Below are 15,751 nucleotides of genomic sequence, written 5' to 3' on the forward strand. Positions count from 1 at the left end.
TTTGAAGAGAGCCATCTATCTGATTTTAGTGATTTTCAGTTTTTTAAATACTGAAAACATGCAAGCTCAGGAAGGAAATCCAACCCTGGGAGCCTGGTATGGCTATTTTATATTTTCTGACTTTAAAGACTCCCAGTTTGGACTAATGGGTGACGTGCAATACAGGAATTATGAAGTAACCAGCGATTTTCAGCAGTTTATTGTTCGCGCCGGTCTTTCCTATAAATTTAAGAATACACCTTTAAAGGTTTTAGCGGGGCACTCCTATTTTGTTACCGGTTTTTTTGGGGAAAGCGAGGAGACTTTTTATGAGCATCGTCCTTATCAGGATGTCATCTGGAATCAAAAAATTGCAGCCCGTCTTTATTTTCTACATCGTATCCGTTTTGAGGAGCGGTTTATAGAAAATCAGGATTTTAGAATGCGCTATCGCTATATGCTAAATGCAAAAATTCCGTTAAACAAACCGGAAATTTCTGCAAAAACGCTTTATTTGTGGACAGCTGCAGAGGTTTTTCTAAATGGAAAACAGTCTGTAGTAACGCCAAATATCTATGACAGAACCTGGTTTTTTGGCGGTGGTGGATACAAGTTTTCTGATGCAGTCTGGGCCGAACTGGCGTATATGCGTGAAGTAACAAATGCGCAAACCAAAGGTCAACTCATTGTGAGCTTGTTTCATAAATTTTAATGTAAAATCAATACATGATATTTAAGAGTAAAAATATACAGATTCTTATCAGCTTTGTTCTGATTGTGGCTGTTTTTGCTTTTAAAGTAGCTGATTTACATAAATACGTTCACGACAAAGATGATTTAAACAATCATCATTGTGAATTGTGCCTGCTGAGTCAAAAGCAGAAAAATCAGTCAGATTTCTTCTTACCTGAAGCCTACAGCGGTTTAGAACACACTGCTGTGGCAATTAGCGATCTGCAAAAAAGTTTTTTCTACACCTTTAGAAAAAATATTCCGGTACTTACCGGGAAATCGCTTAACAAAGCACCCCCTTACCCATCAGTTTAATACCGATTTACAATCGTTGTTTTTCGCTATGCGAAAAATGCAAGTGATTGTTATAATTAACTGATTAAGCATTTCTTTTCTTTTAAAGAGATGAAATATAGATTCACTATGAAATTTTTCACTTTAGTGTTTGTATGTGTATTTGGTTTACACATTCAGGCACAGGAATGCGACTATACCATAAGCGGTGTAGTGCGTGATTTTCACGATGGCCAGGTTTTGCCTAATGCGACATTAAGTATAAACGGCTATCAAAAATATGCCTTATCTAATCTGGATGGTAAATATGCACTTAAAGGCCTGTGTGAAGGCTCTTACGTGATTACCATAACGCATCCGGAGTGCGAGGTCGCTGAGTTTACCGTTGAGGTAAGCGGTGATGTGCAGCGAGATTTTAAGCTTGAGCATCATACCGAAGAACTCAATTCGGTTACGGTTAAAGGGCAAAACCTTAAAAAAGGTTCCGCTTCAAGTGCTGCGCAAATTTTACAAACCGATGCTCTGGAAAGCTACAGCGATGCGAGTCTGGGAGATGCGCTCCGGGAAATTCCCGGTGTTTCATCCCTCAATACCGGAAGCACCGTTGTCAAACCGGTAATTCAGGGACTGCACAGCAGCCGTGTACTCATTATCAATAACGGTACGCGGATGGAGGATCAGGAGTGGGGAGTAGAGCACGCTCCAAACCTGGACCTAAATACTGCGGCAAACGTCACTGTTGTAAAAGGAGCGAGTGCGCTTCGCTATGGTGGTGACGCGGTAGGCGGGGTGATTTTGACCGAATCTCCCAAAGCACCGGCTAAAGATACCCTTTATGGAAAAACTATCCTAAGCGGAGCTTCAAATGGCCGTGGCTACGGAATTACTTCCACCTTAATGAAGGCCTATCATAGCGGACTTTATATTCAGGGTCAGGGAACCCGTAAGCGTTCGGGCGATCGTGAAGCACCAGATTATGTTTTATCGAATACCGGAGTTTCTGAAAATGACTTTTCGGTTGGTTTTGGTCTGGATAAGTTTACCTATGGTTTTGACGCGTACTACAGTATGTATGATGCTGAAATTGGTATTCTTAGAGCCAGCCATATAGGAAATGTAAGTGACCTGGTAAGAGCCATCAACAGCGGAGAACCTGATGTTATCAGGGATTTTATCTACGATATCAATGCGCCAAAGCAGGATGTAAGGCATCATCTGGCCAAACTAAGTGTTTTTAAGCGCTTTGAGAAAGCCGGTAAATTAACGCTTGATTATTCGTTTCAGCAAAACAACCGATTAGAATACGACATCAGAAGGGGCGAGAACCGTGATAAACCCAGTCTTGACTTAAGGCTAACCACACATACGCTGCAAAGTAATTTTGCCTACGATGCGCGATCTGATTTTAAAGCAGATTTTGGGGTTGAAGCTTCCTATCAGGAGAACTTCCCTAATCCGGAAACCGATATCAGACGTCTGATACCGGATTATGAGATGTATACTTTTGGGGCTTATGCAACAGCTTCTTATGACATCAACAGCAATTTCAAACTAGATGGGGGTTTTAGATATGATTTTAGTGAAATAGACGCTGAAAAATTTTATCAAAACAGCAGATGGGAAGAAAGGGATTATGATACCGATTTTGCCGACTTAATTGTCGAGCAATTTGACAACCAGCTGTTGGTAAATCCGGTCTTTGACTATCATAATTTTTCAGGAACGCTGGGAGGTAGATATCAGTTTGCAAACAACTGGGATTTGAAACTCAATTTTAGTTCTGCGTCACGGGCGCCAAACCCTGCAGAATTATTTAGTGACGGCCTTCACCACTCGGCTGCGATAATTGAATTAGGGGATCTGCGTATTAAACAGGAGCAATCCTACAAGACCAGTCTCGAGCTTAATGGGCAAAGTGGTGGATTTAGTTTTGGAATCAATCCCTATTACAATCAGATCAGCGATTTTATTATTCTTGAACCCACCGGACTTCAATTTACTAATAGAGGTGCTTTTCCGGTTCACGAATACAGACAGGTTGATGCGCGTTTGTATGGGGTAGATCTTCAGGCAGCCTATTACTTTAACGATCAGTTTGATGTAAAAACGGGTTTTGCTTATGTCAACGGGCACGATTTAGATCGTGACCGTCCCTTAATTGATATGCCGGCGCCTAATGTGAATACGACTTTTTCATTTCGCAAAGCGGAATGGAATAATCTAAATGTTTCCTTACGGAATCAAAGTGTTTTTAAGCAGAATCGTTTTCCCGATAATGATTTTGAGGTGACGTACATCAACGATTCTGGAGACGAGGTAACTGAAACCGTAAGAATTAGTGAATCTCCAGCAGCTTATAGCTTATTTCACCTGGCATCTTCAGCAGAATTTAAGGTGCTTAATCAATCTACACTGACTTTAGGCCTCTTTGTAGATAACATTTTGAATACGGCCTATCGCGATTACCTGAATAGACAGCGCTATTTCGCTGACGATTTAGGACGAAATTTTAAAATTCAAATTAAGCTCAATTATTAAATATCAAATTATGAAAAATTTAAAAATCTCAAGCCTTTTACTTTTAGCGTTAATCAGTTTTTCAAGCTGTTCAGACGATGAGGGAACACCCGAATTAATAAATGAAGAAGAGGTTATTACAACCGTAACCGTAACTCTTAAGTCAAATTTTGGGAACGGTGAGGAAATAATATTAACATCAAGAGATTTAGATGGTGAAGGCCCTGATGCTCCTGTAATAAGTGTCACAGGAGGTAATCTACAGTCTGGTATCGAATACACTGGAACTGTTGTTCTTGAAAATGAAACTGTTTCTCCTGCGGAAGTTATCAATGAAGAGATTATAGCTGAAGCAGATGAACATCAGTTTTTCTATCAGATTGGTTCAGGTCTGGATGCGACAGTTAGCTACGATGATACCGAAAATCAATATCTAAATAATGGTAGCTTAAACCCAGTGGGCTTAAGCTTTACATTAACAGCCGGGGCTGCATCAACCGGTCAGTTTACCGTTACGCTGCGTCACGAGCCTAATAAAGATGCAGCAGGTGTAAGTGAAGGTAACTTAACTAATGCAGGTGGAGAGACTGATGTTGCTCAAACCTTTAACCTGACTATTGAATAAAAGTTAACTTTAAAGCATAAAAAATGCCCTGCGAAAGCAGGGCATTTTTTAGTTTTAGGAAGCTTTTATTAACCTAAATAGGTTTTTAGCACTTTACTTCTTGAAGTATGACGCAATCTTCTGATTCCTTTTTCACGAATCTGGCGTACACGTTCACGACTTAAGTCAAACATCTCACCAATCTCCTGAAGGGTGTGCGGTTGCTCACCACCCAGACCGTAATTCAATTTAATTACATCAGATTCCCGGGGAGATAAGGTCTCAAGAGCACGCTCAATCTCAGTACCCAAAGATTCCTGCATTAAATCTGCATCAGGGTTTGGAGACTCTCCAGATTTTAAAACGTCATAAAGATTAGAGTCATTTTCCCCTTCTTTAAAAGGAGCATCCATAGAAAGATTACGACCCGAATTCTTCATTGCCAACTTAACTTTGGCCACAGTCATATCAAGTTCTTTCGCGATCTCATCTGCAGAAGGTGGTCGTTCAAGACTTTGCTCCAGATAAGAAAACGCTTTATTGATCTTGCTGATTGTACCAATTTTGTTAAGCGGTAGACGAACAGTTCTTGAGTGTTCTGAAATAGCCTGTAAAATTGACTGACGAATCCACCATACGGCGTAAGAAATAAATTTGAAACCACGGGTTTCATCAAATCGTTTTGCAGCTTTAACCAGACCTACATTACCTTCATTAATCAAATCAGGTAATTTTAAACCCTGGTTTTGATACTGTTTAGCAACAGATACCACAAAACGCAAATTAGCCTTCGTCAATCGTTCTAAAGCAACCTGATCGCCCTCACGAATACGTTGTGCCAACTCGACTTCCTCATCAGCGGTAATCATATCGAGTTTGCTTACATCCTGTAAATAGGTATTTAAAGATTTTGATTCCCGATTGGTTACCTGCTTGGTGATTTTGAGTTGTCTCATATATAAAATTGTTTTTTAAAGTAAATGGAATGTATTATAACATGGATATTTATCAAATCAAATTATTTGGTCACTTTTAGTAGTAATTTAACATTTGATTCCATTCAGATTGTTTATTTGATCAATTATTCATTGTTATTCTTCTTTTTCTTCCGTTTTAAAAACGAAAAGAATCCGCCATTGTTGCCTTCGTCCTCCTGTTCTTCCGTGTCAATTTCTTCTTCAACAGGCTGCTCAACCGTTTTTAAAATTTTCCCACGATCATCGAGGTAAACTTCTTTAGTAAATGATTCTTCCTGCCCATTAAAAATAGACTCAAAAAAGGACTGTACTCTTGAAGTACTATCGCGTACAATTGGGGCACAGTTTAAAGCATTTGCAACCTCTGCCGAAGGACTTCTAAATCTTTGCTGGGTAATTGAGGCGTAGGTGGTATCTGCATTTAATCGCTGCATTAACTTCGCAAAAATAGGCAAAGCCGAATTTGCACCTGCACCTAAACCGGTACTGCTAAAACCTATACGATAATCATCATTACCCACCCAGGTTACGGCTACCATTCCCGGGGTAATACCTACAAACCAACCGTCCTTATTGTCTTGAGTGGTACCCGTCTTACCGGCAATGTCATTTTTGAGCTTGTACGTATACCTTAGTCGGGTAGCTGTGCCTTCACTTACAGTTGCTTTCATCATTTCGATCATGGCCTGTCTGGTACTGCTGCGCATTACGGGTTTTTCAGCAATTTCGGGCTCAAATTTGGCGATAACACGTCCGCTTCGGTCTACTATTTTTGTGATGTAATAGGGTTTAGCAGGTTTTCCCTGATTTACAAATGCGGTATATGCCGAAGCTAAATCACGCATTTTGATTTGGGCAGTTCCTAAAGCAAGCGATGGAACATAAGGCAGTTTACTTTCAATACCCATGCGTTTAGCCTGATTGATTACTTTGCCTATTCCTACATCAAGCAAAACCTTAACGGCAACCGTGTTGATGGAGTTGCTTAAAGCTCCTTTCAACGAATATTTCAAATCTTCACCCTCTCCGCCCGAGTTTGAAGGAGACCACACTTTGCCATTAAAATGATATACTTCTTGCGATCCATCATAATACGTACAGGGATCCATTTGATTTTCAAGAGCGGTGGTATATACAAAGGGTTTAAAGGTAGAACCTACCATACGTTCACTTTGACTTACGTGATCGTATTTAAAATTTTCAAAATCAATTCCGCCTACGTAGGCCAGAATACCTCCGGTTTGAGGATCCATTGCTATGAACCCGCAATTGAGAAGGGAAAGATAGTGCGCCAGACTATCGCGTACCGAAATTTGCTGGGTGCGCTCGTCTGTATTCCAGTCAAAGATAGAGCGCTTCTTTTTAAGGTTTAGCGAATCTTCAAGTGCCTGACCGGAAATACTGTCTTTAATAAGTTTTTGGTAATAGGGAAGACGCTCCAGAGAAGGTTGCAGTATAGATTTTTGCTTCCAGGGTGCGTAATTCCCATACGCTTTTTCATACTGTGTCTGCAGGGCTGCCATATGCTCACGCATGGAAGCTTCGGCATATTGCTGCATTTTTTTATCGAGAGTGGTGTGAATGGTAAGACCATCCTGATACAGGTCGTAAGAGCTGCCGTCTTCTTTTGAATAGTTTTTCAACAGTTCGCGGGCTTCTTTACGTATCAATTCCCTGAAATAGGGAGCGATGCCCAGATCACTGCGTTCCTGATAGTTTAGGACGATTGTATCCCGTTCCATCCCAATAGTATCCTGAGGTTTCAGATACTTGTAGCGTAACATTTGATTGATAACCACATCCCGTCTTTTTTTAGCGCGTTCAGGGTTTACACGGGGATTATAGCTGTTATTGGCTTTAAGCGTACCTACCAAAATCGCGGCTTCATTGAGTGTAAGCAATTCAGTACTTTTATTAAAAAACTTTTGGCTGGCGCTTTCAATGCCATAGGTATTGTCAGGAAACGGAACGGTGTTTAAGTAGAGGTTTATTATTTCGTCTTTAGAATAAACCTGTTCGATGCGCTGAGCGACAATAAATTCTTTAAATTTCGATACAACCAGTCCTAAGGTGCCATTATCGGGACGTCCATAAATATTCTTAACCAATTGCTGTGTAAGTGTACTTCCACCTCCGGAAGATTCGTCCTGCATTAGGAGCGTTTTAAAAAATACCCGCATCAGGCTTAATTTGTCAACACCGTCGTGCTTGTAAAAGCGGGCGTCTTCGGTAGCAATTAAGGCATCTCTAAGATGGGTGGGAATTTCTTCAAATCCTATGGGTCTGCGATCAAAAATGTAGTAATTACCAATATTTTCACCGTTGCGATCTACCAGTTGGGTAGCCAGAGATTGTTCAAGATGGGAGAGTTCATACTTGGTAGGAAGTTTACCCCAAAGCCCCAGATAAATACTTAAAAAAAACAGGGAGAACATGAAAAAAAGCGACCCAAAGGCCATTAGCGGATAACGTACCCACTTGCGTTTAATAGCCGTATGAAATTTAAGTGCCGCAAAACGAAAACCAATTTCAACGTACTTTATGATTTTCATTAAGGTGGTAAAGGCCTTGTGTTTTAAAGAAGAATTTGGCTTGTTTTTCAAGGGATTTTTCATAAAAACACAAAGGTAATAGTTATCTAAAGAGATAGCTATGGGGCTTTACATTAGTTTAACAACAAAAAACTTTACCATGTACTGTAACAAAAAAACTAGTGGCGCGTCTATCTTATATAACATCAATCAAAAACGTTCTTTTTTATTCAGATTTAAATTTAGACTAACGGCTGCCGAGGTGGCGGAAAGTTTATAAGACAGTGGGCTTGTTTCCTTTTTATGGGAAATGTGCCGATGGTGAGAAGACTGAGTATTAAAGACACATTCATCAATCCCAAACGAGCGGTTATCTGATTCTTTTAGATAGCTGCTTTTTTTTTGGGCATAGCTAAAAGATATAAAACTCTTAATCTCATTTCGATATCAGGTTTTACTTCCTTTAGATGACTCCAGGCTTGCCTTAAAAGCGTTTACCTAAAGTAGGCCTGAAAGCAGAAAGGTTGCTACCATACAGAGTATTAATGAAAGCAAACCTCCCACAATAAGAAAGTGCTTAAACTTATAAATACCCAGACTGTAGATAAGCGTATTGGTCTGATAACCCACCGGTGTAAAGAAACTGAAACTTGCGGCAAATAGTACCGCAAGAATAAACGGTTTCGCAGGCAAATCAAGACCTGAGGCAACGGTTATGGCGATAGGTGTCATTATCACCGCCGTAGCATTATTAGAAATGGAACCGCTTAAAATCATGGTTATACTAAAAAGAGCGCCCAGTATGAAGAGGTGATTTTTTCCCTCAAAAAGCATCAGCAGTTTTTCGGAAAGCCAGACATCAGCACCGCTGTTTGTCATCGCAACGCCTAGTGGGATCATTCCTGCCAGCAAGAAGAAAATTTGCCAGTCTACTTTATGATAGATTTTATCCATCTGTAAGCTGTTGGTCAATAGGAGCAAAGCGATACCTGTGAGCGAACTCGCCAAAATGCTCAACACTCCCGATGCAGCCAGGCCTATCACAGTAATCAAAATCGCTGCGGTGATGTATTTGCGTTTCGTATCTGTATGTTGAAGGGATTCGTGTGTTTTGAGAACCGCTATTCCCTCTACCTGTTCCAGCTTTTGTATTTCAGCCTGAGTGATTTCCAGCAGAATGCGGTCACCTGATTTAATTCGGATTTGATCCAGGTCTTTGCGTATAAGTCTTTCGGTGGTGTTACGGATGTTCTTTCGTTTTTTGATAGCTACCGGCAAGGCTCCTTCAAGCTTATAGCGTTTTATGCCAGATAAGGAGTTTCCTATCAGCGAGGACCCCGGAAGCACAAGAACTTCTACCAACTGTATGGCCGTATCTTCAGCTTCTTTGGTTTCAGACTCTGTCATTTCTGTTTTGCGTTCCGAAAGTCCTTCTTCATTAGATATACGGCTTATTGTTTCCAAATCGGCCATCAAAACCAGTTTGTCGCCTTCCTGAAGGCTGATATACTTCCCCGGAGCATTGGTTACGACACCTTTACGCACCAGTTTCAAAAGTGTGACATTGGAATTACTAAGCATCGAAGAGTCATTTATAGATTTGCCAATGAGTTTTGAATCTTTAGTGATACTTAAAGTGGTGATGAGTTCATCAAGTTTATACGATTTTTCGAGATTTTCTGAAGTGTTGCCAGATGGTAGAAAACGCGATGCGATGCTGACCACTACTATGCCGATAACTAAAAAAATACCACCCAACCAGGCAAATTCAAAAAAAGCCAATTTTTCAACGCCTCTGTTCTGTGCTATAGAATTTACAATGAGGTTTGTTGAAGTACCCATCAACGTACAGCTTCCGCCCAGAATACCGGCAAAAGAAACGGGGAGTAATAATTTCCCGGAAGGTATCCCAAAGCGTTCTGAAAGTTGAAATATGATTTTGATAAAAACAATGACCACCGCCGTAGTGCTTATAAATGCAGAAATACCCGCAGTAATAAACATAAAAACCGGAATAAGCAGGATGAGCGGGAGAATGCTCAATTTTTGAAGACCTTGCGCAAGCCAGGCGATTACACCATTATCCTCAAGTGCAATGGCTAAAATCATAAGCGCAAGTACCGTAATGGTTGCGGTATTGGAAAAACCGCTTATACCTTCTTCCGGGGAAACCAAACCCAGAAGTACCAATGCCACAATTATAAAAATGGCAATTTTGTCAACCGGAAAGAGTTCGGTAACAAAAAAAACAATAGTTAATCCCAGTATGACGAATACCTCAATTATAGCCAGATCCATAGACTTCAATCTTTATATAAAAGTAAATTGAAAGTCAAAGTGCTATTCCTAAATTATACTTAAAGCTTAACAGAAGGATATAAACACATCTCAATAAGCTTATCTTTAAATTATAGTACAAAAATTATGTATCCCGTACTTCGCCGTCATATTGAATCTATTATTACACTTACAGATGCCGAGTTTGATGAATTTGTAAGCATTTTGTCTGTTGAAAAATTTCGTAAAGATGATTTTATCATACGACAGGGCGATCTGGTAACCAAAGAGTATTATGTGCTTGAGGGTTGTATTCAGGCCTATCATACTTCAGAAAGCGGAGATCGGTCTGTACTTCAGTTTGCCATTGAAGACTGGTGGATAAGCGATTTTACTGCTTTTTATAATGAAACCACAGCCTCGCTTAACGTTAGATGTATAGAAGATTCGGTTGTTTTAGGTTTGCAAAAAGCCCATCTGGAAGAATTTTACAACCGGGTACCGAAATTTGAACGTTTTTTTCGAATTAAAGTAACCCGCGCTTTCCTGAGTTTAAAGAGCCGTGTATTAAGCGGTATTGATAAGAGCGGAAAAGAACGTTATCTAGACTTCTGTAATTCTTATCCCAATATCGAAAAACGTGTTCCCAATTATCAGATTGCCAGTTATTTGGGTATACAGCCCCAATCCTTAAGCCGTATTCGTAAAGCGCTCCATTCACAAGTTTGATCTATAAGTTAACACAGCTTAACAGCTTTTAATGCCTGCTTAACAACTTGCGATCACATAGGTTAATTAGAAAGGGACAGATGATCACTAATTTTGATAAAATCAAAAAATCAAAAACTATGAATTTATCAAATAAAACCGTAATAGTAACCGGAGCATCAAGTGGAATAGGTGAAGCAACTGCAAAAAAGCTTGCCGCCTCAGGAGCAAATGTGGTAATTACGGCAAGACGTACAGAGCGTCTGGAAGAATTAAAGAATGCAATTGAAAAAGATGGTGGCAAAGCGCTTGTCGTGACTGCTGACGTTACCAGTAAAGAGGATTGGAAAGGAGTAATGGACCAAACACACCAGACGTTTGGTAAAGTGGACGTCCTCATCAACAATGCCGGACTCATGCCGTTGTCTTTTGTTGAAAACCTGAAGACTGACGAGTGGGACAAAATGGTTGATGTAAATATTAAAGGTGTTCTAAACGGTATTGCCAGTGTAGTGCCAGATATGAAAGAAACCAAAAGCGGTCATATCATTAATATTTCTTCTGTCGCAGGGCGAAAAGTAATGCCTGCAGGTGCAGTGTATTGTGCAACTAAATATGCGGTACGCGCACTAAGTGAAGGAATTCGCCAGGAAATGGGGCCTAAATACAATACTAAAGTTACGGCTATCGAACCTGGTTTTGTGGATACCGAATTAACAAATACGATTACTGACGAGGACGTTCAGGAAATGATGTCTCAGTTTCAGGATCTGACGCCATTACAGGCTCAGGATATTGCAAATTCTATTCATTATGCACTTACTCAACCGGAGCACAGTAGCGTGAATGAAATTTTAATCAGACCAACAACTCAGGAACTCTAGGATTGTTCTAGAATAAATGATTGTAAAGCTTCATCAGATTCTGATGAAGCTTTTTTTTAGCATATAAAACTGATGTTGAAAAGACCGAGTACACCCAGAATAAGCGCGATGATGCCAATAATTACACGATAGGGATTAAGCACCGCCGAAGCTCTGTTGAAAAAATCGTGTAAGCTGGGTCTGTTTTCTAAAGCTCCGCCTAAAAGGGTTAGTCCTGCTAAAATACTTACAGCATCTCTAAAAAAGCAGAAGGGTCTGAGCAGATACCAAATGCCCAGAATTAAACAAATCCCTCCAATTACCGCTGCAAATGGTTGTAAGGCACCAGCTATTTTACTTACGATTTGCATCTTTCCATCGTATTTGGTGAGCGTAGCTACAGCTAGAAGTATTCCTGCACAAATGAGTGCCAATTCATAAAGTAGATGCATGGAAAAATAAGGGTTTAGAGTTCATTAAAGCTTTGAAGAGGAACGAGGTCTTCTTTTTGCCGTATAAAATTAACAGCTTCAAGCAGACTGTCAAATGAGACGATGGTGTCTTTATAAAAAAAACGTTCAATAATCAGGTTAGGAATTGATTTTGAGCGGTAAGTAACGGCAGCAAAGATGTTGAATCGTTTGCCCATACCTAAGAACTTTAACCAGTCCTGAGGTTTTATGGAGTAGTCATTTATTCGGTTTGAAATGTAATTCAAATGATTGGTTTCGGTGCCATAAAAGTCGGTACCCAGACTAATAACTTCAAAAGCTTTATCCCAATCAAACAAAACTCCTTCTGCTATTTCAGAAATAATAAAGTCGTCAAAAAAGTAAAACACTCCAAAAGAGAATCTGTGTTCCTGAAGCACATGGTTAATAAGTGGTGTATCACAGACTTTCATAAATTTTCAATAGTTCTGACTAAAACCTGAATTTAAGAAATAGACACGATAATTTAATCCTAAATGATCAAAATAGCCTGAATTTCAATCGTACTCATAAAAAAAGCTGCCCTAAGGCAGCTTTTTACAAGGATTTTTAACCAAACTAGTCGGTACTACTTACCAGAGAAAGAAACTTATCTAAATTAGGAAGGATAATAATACGCGTTCTTCTATTTTTTGCTCTGTCTTCTTTTGTTGCATTATCTACAAGTGGAAGGTAGCTGCTGCGTCCTGCTGCGATCAGTTTAGCAGGATCCACATTATACTTGTCCTGTAGCTCACGGATGATGGCAGTAGAACGTTGTACACTCAATTCCCAGTTGTCTTTAATGTAAGCGCCGGGTTTTACAGTCTGGTCGTCAGTATGACCTTCAACCATAACTTCAACGGCGGGTTCAGAATTAATGACATCAGCCAGACGCTTCAGAAGGTCATCAGCTTTGCGGCTTACACGGTAGCTTCCGCTATTAAAAAGCAACTTATCTGAAACATTGATCATAACTACGGTCTCATCAATATCAACCTGAATGTCATCATCTGCAGTGACGTTTTCATCCAGATTCTTTTTTAAATTGTAAGAGATAGCCAGATTCATAGAATCTTCAAGGCTTGTTGCCTGAGAAAGTTCCTCCTGATTAGCATTCTTTAGCGTCTCACGCATTTTTTCCTTAGACGCTTCAGACATAACCGCCAGATTTTCTACCAGATCTAATTTCTGATAGTTCTCATCGCGCAGGGAGTTGATTTTAGTATTGTAATCTGCTACCCGATTTTCTATTGCATTATACTTAGCTTCAAGTTCCTCTTTTTCTACCTGTGTTTTGGTAAGTGTTACCCGGGTATTGTCGTATTGACTTTGTAGTTCTGTGTATTTCTTTTTAGATACACAAGAAACGGTGAGTATGGTTACGCCCAGAGCCGCAACGGTGTTTAAAGTTTTCATTTTTGTAAAAATTATAGTTAGGTTTCTATAACCTCGAAAACCGGTCAATAGTGCTCTGGTGTTCTTATTTTTCTGTTAAAAAAAATCCTGCAATTCGATGAACTGCAGGATTCTCTTTTTTTTTGGCTGGTTTTCAGCTTTCTTTAAAAATAGATTATTTTATTTCTACGAGTTCCAGATCAAATACAAGATCCTGACCGGCTAACGGGTGATTGGCATCAATTACGATACTGTCGTTGCGCACTTCAGCAACACGTAGCTGACGTTCTGTTCCGTCAGGATTTTTAGCCATAAGTCCCATACCTACCTGAGGATCAATTTCTGAAGGTAAGTCACTTTTAGGAACTTCCTGAAAAAGCTCTTTCCGTACTTCACCATAAGCCTCAGCTTCCGGAATAGTAACGGTTTTCTTTTCATTTACAGACATATCAATCAAACCTTGCTCAAAACCCGGAATGATCATGTCTTGACCCAATTGAAATTCTAATGGCTGCTTATCTACCGAACTGTCAAAAATCTGACCGTTAGTAAGCTTACCGGTGTAATGTACTTTTACGGTGTCGTTATTTTTTACTTTACGTTGTGTGTTTTTTTCCTGTGTTTCCATAGGGACAAACTATGGATTAGGGCTTGGAATACCTAGGTATAAGTGTTAAAATCTGAATTTTTAGGGGTCTTAAAACAAAAAGCATCAAAACCTGAGGAATTGATGCTTTTAGCCACGTTTTAGTATTGTTTTACGACTTTGAAGCCCGCTTATTTTTGATGATTTTAGATATAATAAAATAAGCTACCAGGGCAACAAGAAAATACACAAAATAAGATACCGGTTGACCGCTACCACCCACTGTAGTAAACAGACGCTCCCAGCGTATTTTTTCACCAATACCTTTACCATTGCTATCCCAGCTAAACCAGATAAATACGGGTTTACCTACAATATGATTTTCGGGTACAAAACCCCAAAAACGGCTGTCTTCACTGTTGTGGCGGTTATCACCCATCATCCAGTAGTAATCCTGCTTAAACGTATAGGAGGTAAGCGGTTGCCCGTCTAGCAATACCTGGTTTCCATTAATGCTGACTTTACGCGGATTTCCCATCTCTTCCCCTTCATAAACTTCTATAAGTCTTTTGTAAAGTGGAATGTTCTCTGTAGTTATAGGAGTCGTCGTTCCTTCTTTAGGAATATATACCGACGCAATCTGATCTACATTTCCCAGGCTGGCTGATCCTTTTGGAAATATATCAGCATCTTTATCTTCCTTTGGTCTTATAAAGCGTTCAAGAGCTGCAACATTGGGATGGTTTTTAAATCGTGCCGCGCTTTCTTCCGAAAGCTCCGGGATAAAAAACTGGTTGCCCTGAACAAAACTGAGTTGTTTGATCTTGTATTGATCGTAAAGATTACCGGCATTAAAGCCTCCGTTTTTTGATACTCCGGTATAACCGTATTGCACGCGTGCCCGGTCTGGCAATTCTAAAGGTTTGTTATTTACAAACACTTTACCGTCTACAACCTTGAGGCTGTCTCCCGGTAAGCCTACTGCACGTTTTACGTAATTTGATTTTTTGTCTATAGGTTTGTGGTAGTATTTACCATCATTAAGGTTGTAAAATTTATTGACCGTATCAACCGGCCAACTGAATACAACAATATCGCTGCGCTCCACATCCTGAAATCCGGGAAGTCTGAAATAGGGGAGTTGGGGCTTATCTAAATAAGATTTGATACCCAATTTAGGAATCGTATCGTGTACCATTGGGAAACTGACCGTGGTCATTGGGGTACGTGCGCCGTAGTGAAACTTACTTACAAACAGAAAATCTCCAATAAGCAGCGTACGTTCAAGCGATCCTGTAGGTATGGTAAAGGGTTGCATCACATACGTGTGAACAATTGTGGCGGCTACCACTGCAAATAGTATCGAACTTACCCATTCTCCTGAAGAGCTTTTAGGAACCAAAGAACGATCTTCTCTATAGGTTACATCCTGAGTGTAATTGATGTAATACAGGTAAAACCCAAGTGTTACAAGGACCAAAACGGTATCTGTGGTGGTATTTTTACCAAAACTTCGTGCGGTTTCAACCCAGACAACCGGAAACATGATGAGGTTTACGATGGGTATAAATAACAAAATCGTCCACCACCAGGGTCTGCCGATTATTTTCATGAGAATGACGGCATTGTAAACGGGAACAAGTGCTTCCCAGGCTTGTCTGCCGGCTTTTTTATACAGTTTCCAGGTTCCTAAAAAATGGATTACCTGAACTACCAGAAAAAAAATAAACCACTGTGCTAGTGTCATAGGTCTTTATTTTAAATGCTGACTACAAAAGGATCAACTTAGGTTGTAAGTCAAAAAAATCAATATTC

General features: G+C 39.9%; 14 protein-coding genes. 6 read left to right on the forward strand and 8 right to left on the reverse strand.

Annotation, left to right across the window (positions count from 1 at the left end; translation table 11 throughout):
* The first annotated feature begins 1 nt into the window (after position 1).
* The 4 genes from CJ305_RS16775 (at position 2) to CJ305_RS16790 (ending at position 4,147) form a co-directional block, all read left to right on the forward strand.
* The gene (locus CJ305_RS16775) at positions 2 to 691 is read left to right on the forward strand and encodes a DUF2490 domain-containing protein (protein WP_189319480.1); all 690 of its coding nucleotides are present in this window, start codon (positions 2 to 4) and stop codon (positions 689 to 691) included.
* Between the two features lie 14 nt (positions 692 to 705).
* Positions 706 to 1,026 (forward strand): hypothetical protein, encoded by a 321-nt coding sequence (locus CJ305_RS16780; RefSeq protein ID WP_099647458.1) that lies wholly within the window; start codon positions 706 to 708, stop codon positions 1,024 to 1,026.
* Positions 1,027 to 1,134: 108 nt separating this feature from the next.
* Positions 1,135 to 3,543 carry a TonB-dependent receptor gene (locus CJ305_RS16785; protein ID WP_099647459.1) on the forward strand — a complete coding sequence of 803 codons (2,409 nt, stop codon included), beginning with the start codon at positions 1,135 to 1,137 and terminating at the stop codon, positions 3,541 to 3,543.
* A 10-nt stretch (positions 3,544 to 3,553) separates the two neighbouring features.
* Complete coding sequence (locus tag CJ305_RS16790) at positions 3,554 to 4,147, forward strand: type 1 periplasmic binding fold superfamily protein (RefSeq protein ID WP_099647460.1); 594 nt, start codon at positions 3,554 to 3,556, stop codon at positions 4,145 to 4,147.
* Positions 4,148 to 4,215: 68 nt separating this feature from the next.
* Here the strand turns inward: CJ305_RS16790 and CJ305_RS16795 are convergent, their stop codons facing one another.
* The 3 genes from CJ305_RS16795 to CJ305_RS16805 form a co-directional block, all read right to left on the reverse strand.
* Positions 4,216 to 5,082 carry a sigma-70 family RNA polymerase sigma factor gene (locus CJ305_RS16795; protein WP_073097290.1) on the reverse strand — a complete coding sequence of 289 codons (867 nt, stop codon included), beginning with the start codon at positions 5,080 to 5,082 and terminating at the stop codon, positions 4,216 to 4,218.
* 125 nt (positions 5,083 to 5,207) lie between these two features.
* Positions 5,208 to 7,655, reverse strand: a complete 2,448-nt coding sequence (locus CJ305_RS16800) for a PBP1A family penicillin-binding protein (protein ID WP_223248909.1) — start codon at positions 7,653 to 7,655, stop codon at positions 5,208 to 5,210.
* 477 nt (positions 7,656 to 8,132) lie between these two features.
* Entirely contained in the window at positions 8,133 to 9,932 is a 1,800-nt protein-coding gene (locus CJ305_RS16805; protein WP_099647462.1) for an SLC13 family permease, read from the reverse strand.
* Between the two features lie 126 nt (positions 9,933 to 10,058).
* Here CJ305_RS16805 and CJ305_RS16810 point away from each other — a divergent pair, with 126 nt between their 5' ends.
* Both CJ305_RS16810 and CJ305_RS16815 read left to right on the forward strand, forming a co-directional pair.
* The gene (locus CJ305_RS16810; RefSeq protein ID WP_099647463.1) at positions 10,059 to 10,640 is read left to right on the forward strand and encodes a Crp/Fnr family transcriptional regulator; all 582 of its coding nucleotides are present in this window, start codon (positions 10,059 to 10,061) and stop codon (positions 10,638 to 10,640) included.
* Between the two features lie 119 nt (positions 10,641 to 10,759).
* The gene (locus CJ305_RS16815) at positions 10,760 to 11,503 is read left to right on the forward strand and encodes an SDR family oxidoreductase (RefSeq protein WP_099647491.1); all 744 of its coding nucleotides are present in this window, start codon (positions 10,760 to 10,762) and stop codon (positions 11,501 to 11,503) included.
* A gap of 56 nt (positions 11,504 to 11,559) precedes the next feature.
* Here the strand turns inward: CJ305_RS16815 and CJ305_RS16820 are convergent, their stop codons facing one another.
* From CJ305_RS16820 to lepB, 5 genes are all read right to left on the reverse strand, one after another.
* On the reverse strand, positions 11,560 to 11,934 hold the full coding sequence (locus CJ305_RS16820; protein ID WP_099647464.1) for a hypothetical protein: 375 nt from the start codon (positions 11,932 to 11,934) through the stop codon (positions 11,560 to 11,562).
* A 14-nt stretch (positions 11,935 to 11,948) separates the two neighbouring features.
* Entirely contained in the window at positions 11,949 to 12,386 is a 438-nt protein-coding gene (locus CJ305_RS16825) for a hypothetical protein (RefSeq protein ID WP_099647465.1), read from the reverse strand.
* Between the two features lie 145 nt (positions 12,387 to 12,531).
* Complete coding sequence (locus CJ305_RS16830; RefSeq protein WP_099647466.1) at positions 12,532 to 13,371, reverse strand: OmpA/MotB family protein; 840 nt, start codon at positions 13,369 to 13,371, stop codon at positions 12,532 to 12,534.
* A 154-nt stretch (positions 13,372 to 13,525) separates the two neighbouring features.
* Positions 13,526 to 13,978 carry an FKBP-type peptidyl-prolyl cis-trans isomerase gene (locus tag CJ305_RS16835; RefSeq protein WP_099647467.1) on the reverse strand — a complete coding sequence of 151 codons (453 nt, stop codon included), beginning with the start codon at positions 13,976 to 13,978 and terminating at the stop codon, positions 13,526 to 13,528.
* Positions 13,979 to 14,108: 130 nt separating this feature from the next.
* The gene (gene lepB / locus CJ305_RS16840) at positions 14,109 to 15,683 is read right to left on the reverse strand and encodes a signal peptidase I (RefSeq protein WP_099647468.1); all 1,575 of its coding nucleotides are present in this window, start codon (positions 15,681 to 15,683) and stop codon (positions 14,109 to 14,111) included.
* Between the last annotated feature and the right edge of the window lie 68 nt (positions 15,684 to 15,751).

It is taken from the genome of Leeuwenhoekiella nanhaiensis (assembly GCF_002744755.1).
Taxonomy (GTDB): domain Bacteria; phylum Bacteroidota; class Bacteroidia; order Flavobacteriales; family Flavobacteriaceae; genus Leeuwenhoekiella; species Leeuwenhoekiella nanhaiensis.

What these genes read in the sequence shown, in the direction of transcription:
- CJ305_RS16810 (WP_099647463.1), top strand. Translation starts at nt 10,059, where the DNA reads ATGTATCCCGTACTTCGCCGTCATATTGAATCTATTATTACACTTACA.
- CJ305_RS16780 (WP_099647458.1), top strand. Translation starts at nt 706, where the DNA reads ATGATATTTAAGAGTAAAAATATACAGATTCTTATCAGCTTTGTTCTG.
- CJ305_RS16800 (WP_223248909.1), bottom strand. Translation starts at nt 7,655, where the DNA reads ATGAAAATCATAAAGTACGTTGAAATTGGTTTTCGTTTTGCGGCACTT.
- CJ305_RS16790 (WP_099647460.1), top strand. Translation starts at nt 3,554, where the DNA reads ATGAAAAATTTAAAAATCTCAAGCCTTTTACTTTTAGCGTTAATCAGT.
- lepB (WP_099647468.1), bottom strand. Translation starts at nt 15,683, where the DNA reads ATGACACTAGCACAGTGGTTTATTTTTTTTCTGGTAGTTCAGGTAATC.
- CJ305_RS16820 (WP_099647464.1), bottom strand. Translation starts at nt 11,934, where the DNA reads ATGCATCTACTTTATGAATTGGCACTCATTTGTGCAGGAATACTTCTA.
- CJ305_RS16825 (WP_099647465.1), bottom strand. Translation starts at nt 12,386, where the DNA reads ATGAAAGTCTGTGATACACCACTTATTAACCATGTGCTTCAGGAACAC.
- CJ305_RS16835 (WP_099647467.1), bottom strand. Translation starts at nt 13,978, where the DNA reads ATGGAAACACAGGAAAAAAACACACAACGTAAAGTAAAAAATAACGAC.
- CJ305_RS16815 (WP_099647491.1), top strand. Translation starts at nt 10,760, where the DNA reads ATGAATTTATCAAATAAAACCGTAATAGTAACCGGAGCATCAAGTGGA.
- CJ305_RS16805 (WP_099647462.1), bottom strand. Translation starts at nt 9,932, where the DNA reads ATGGATCTGGCTATAATTGAGGTATTCGTCATACTGGGATTAACTATT.
- CJ305_RS16785 (WP_099647459.1), top strand. Translation starts at nt 1,135, where the DNA reads ATGAAATTTTTCACTTTAGTGTTTGTATGTGTATTTGGTTTACACATT.
- CJ305_RS16795 (WP_073097290.1), bottom strand. Translation starts at nt 5,082, where the DNA reads ATGAGACAACTCAAAATCACCAAGCAGGTAACCAATCGGGAATCAAAA.
- CJ305_RS16830 (WP_099647466.1), bottom strand. Translation starts at nt 13,371, where the DNA reads ATGAAAACTTTAAACACCGTTGCGGCTCTGGGCGTAACCATACTCACC.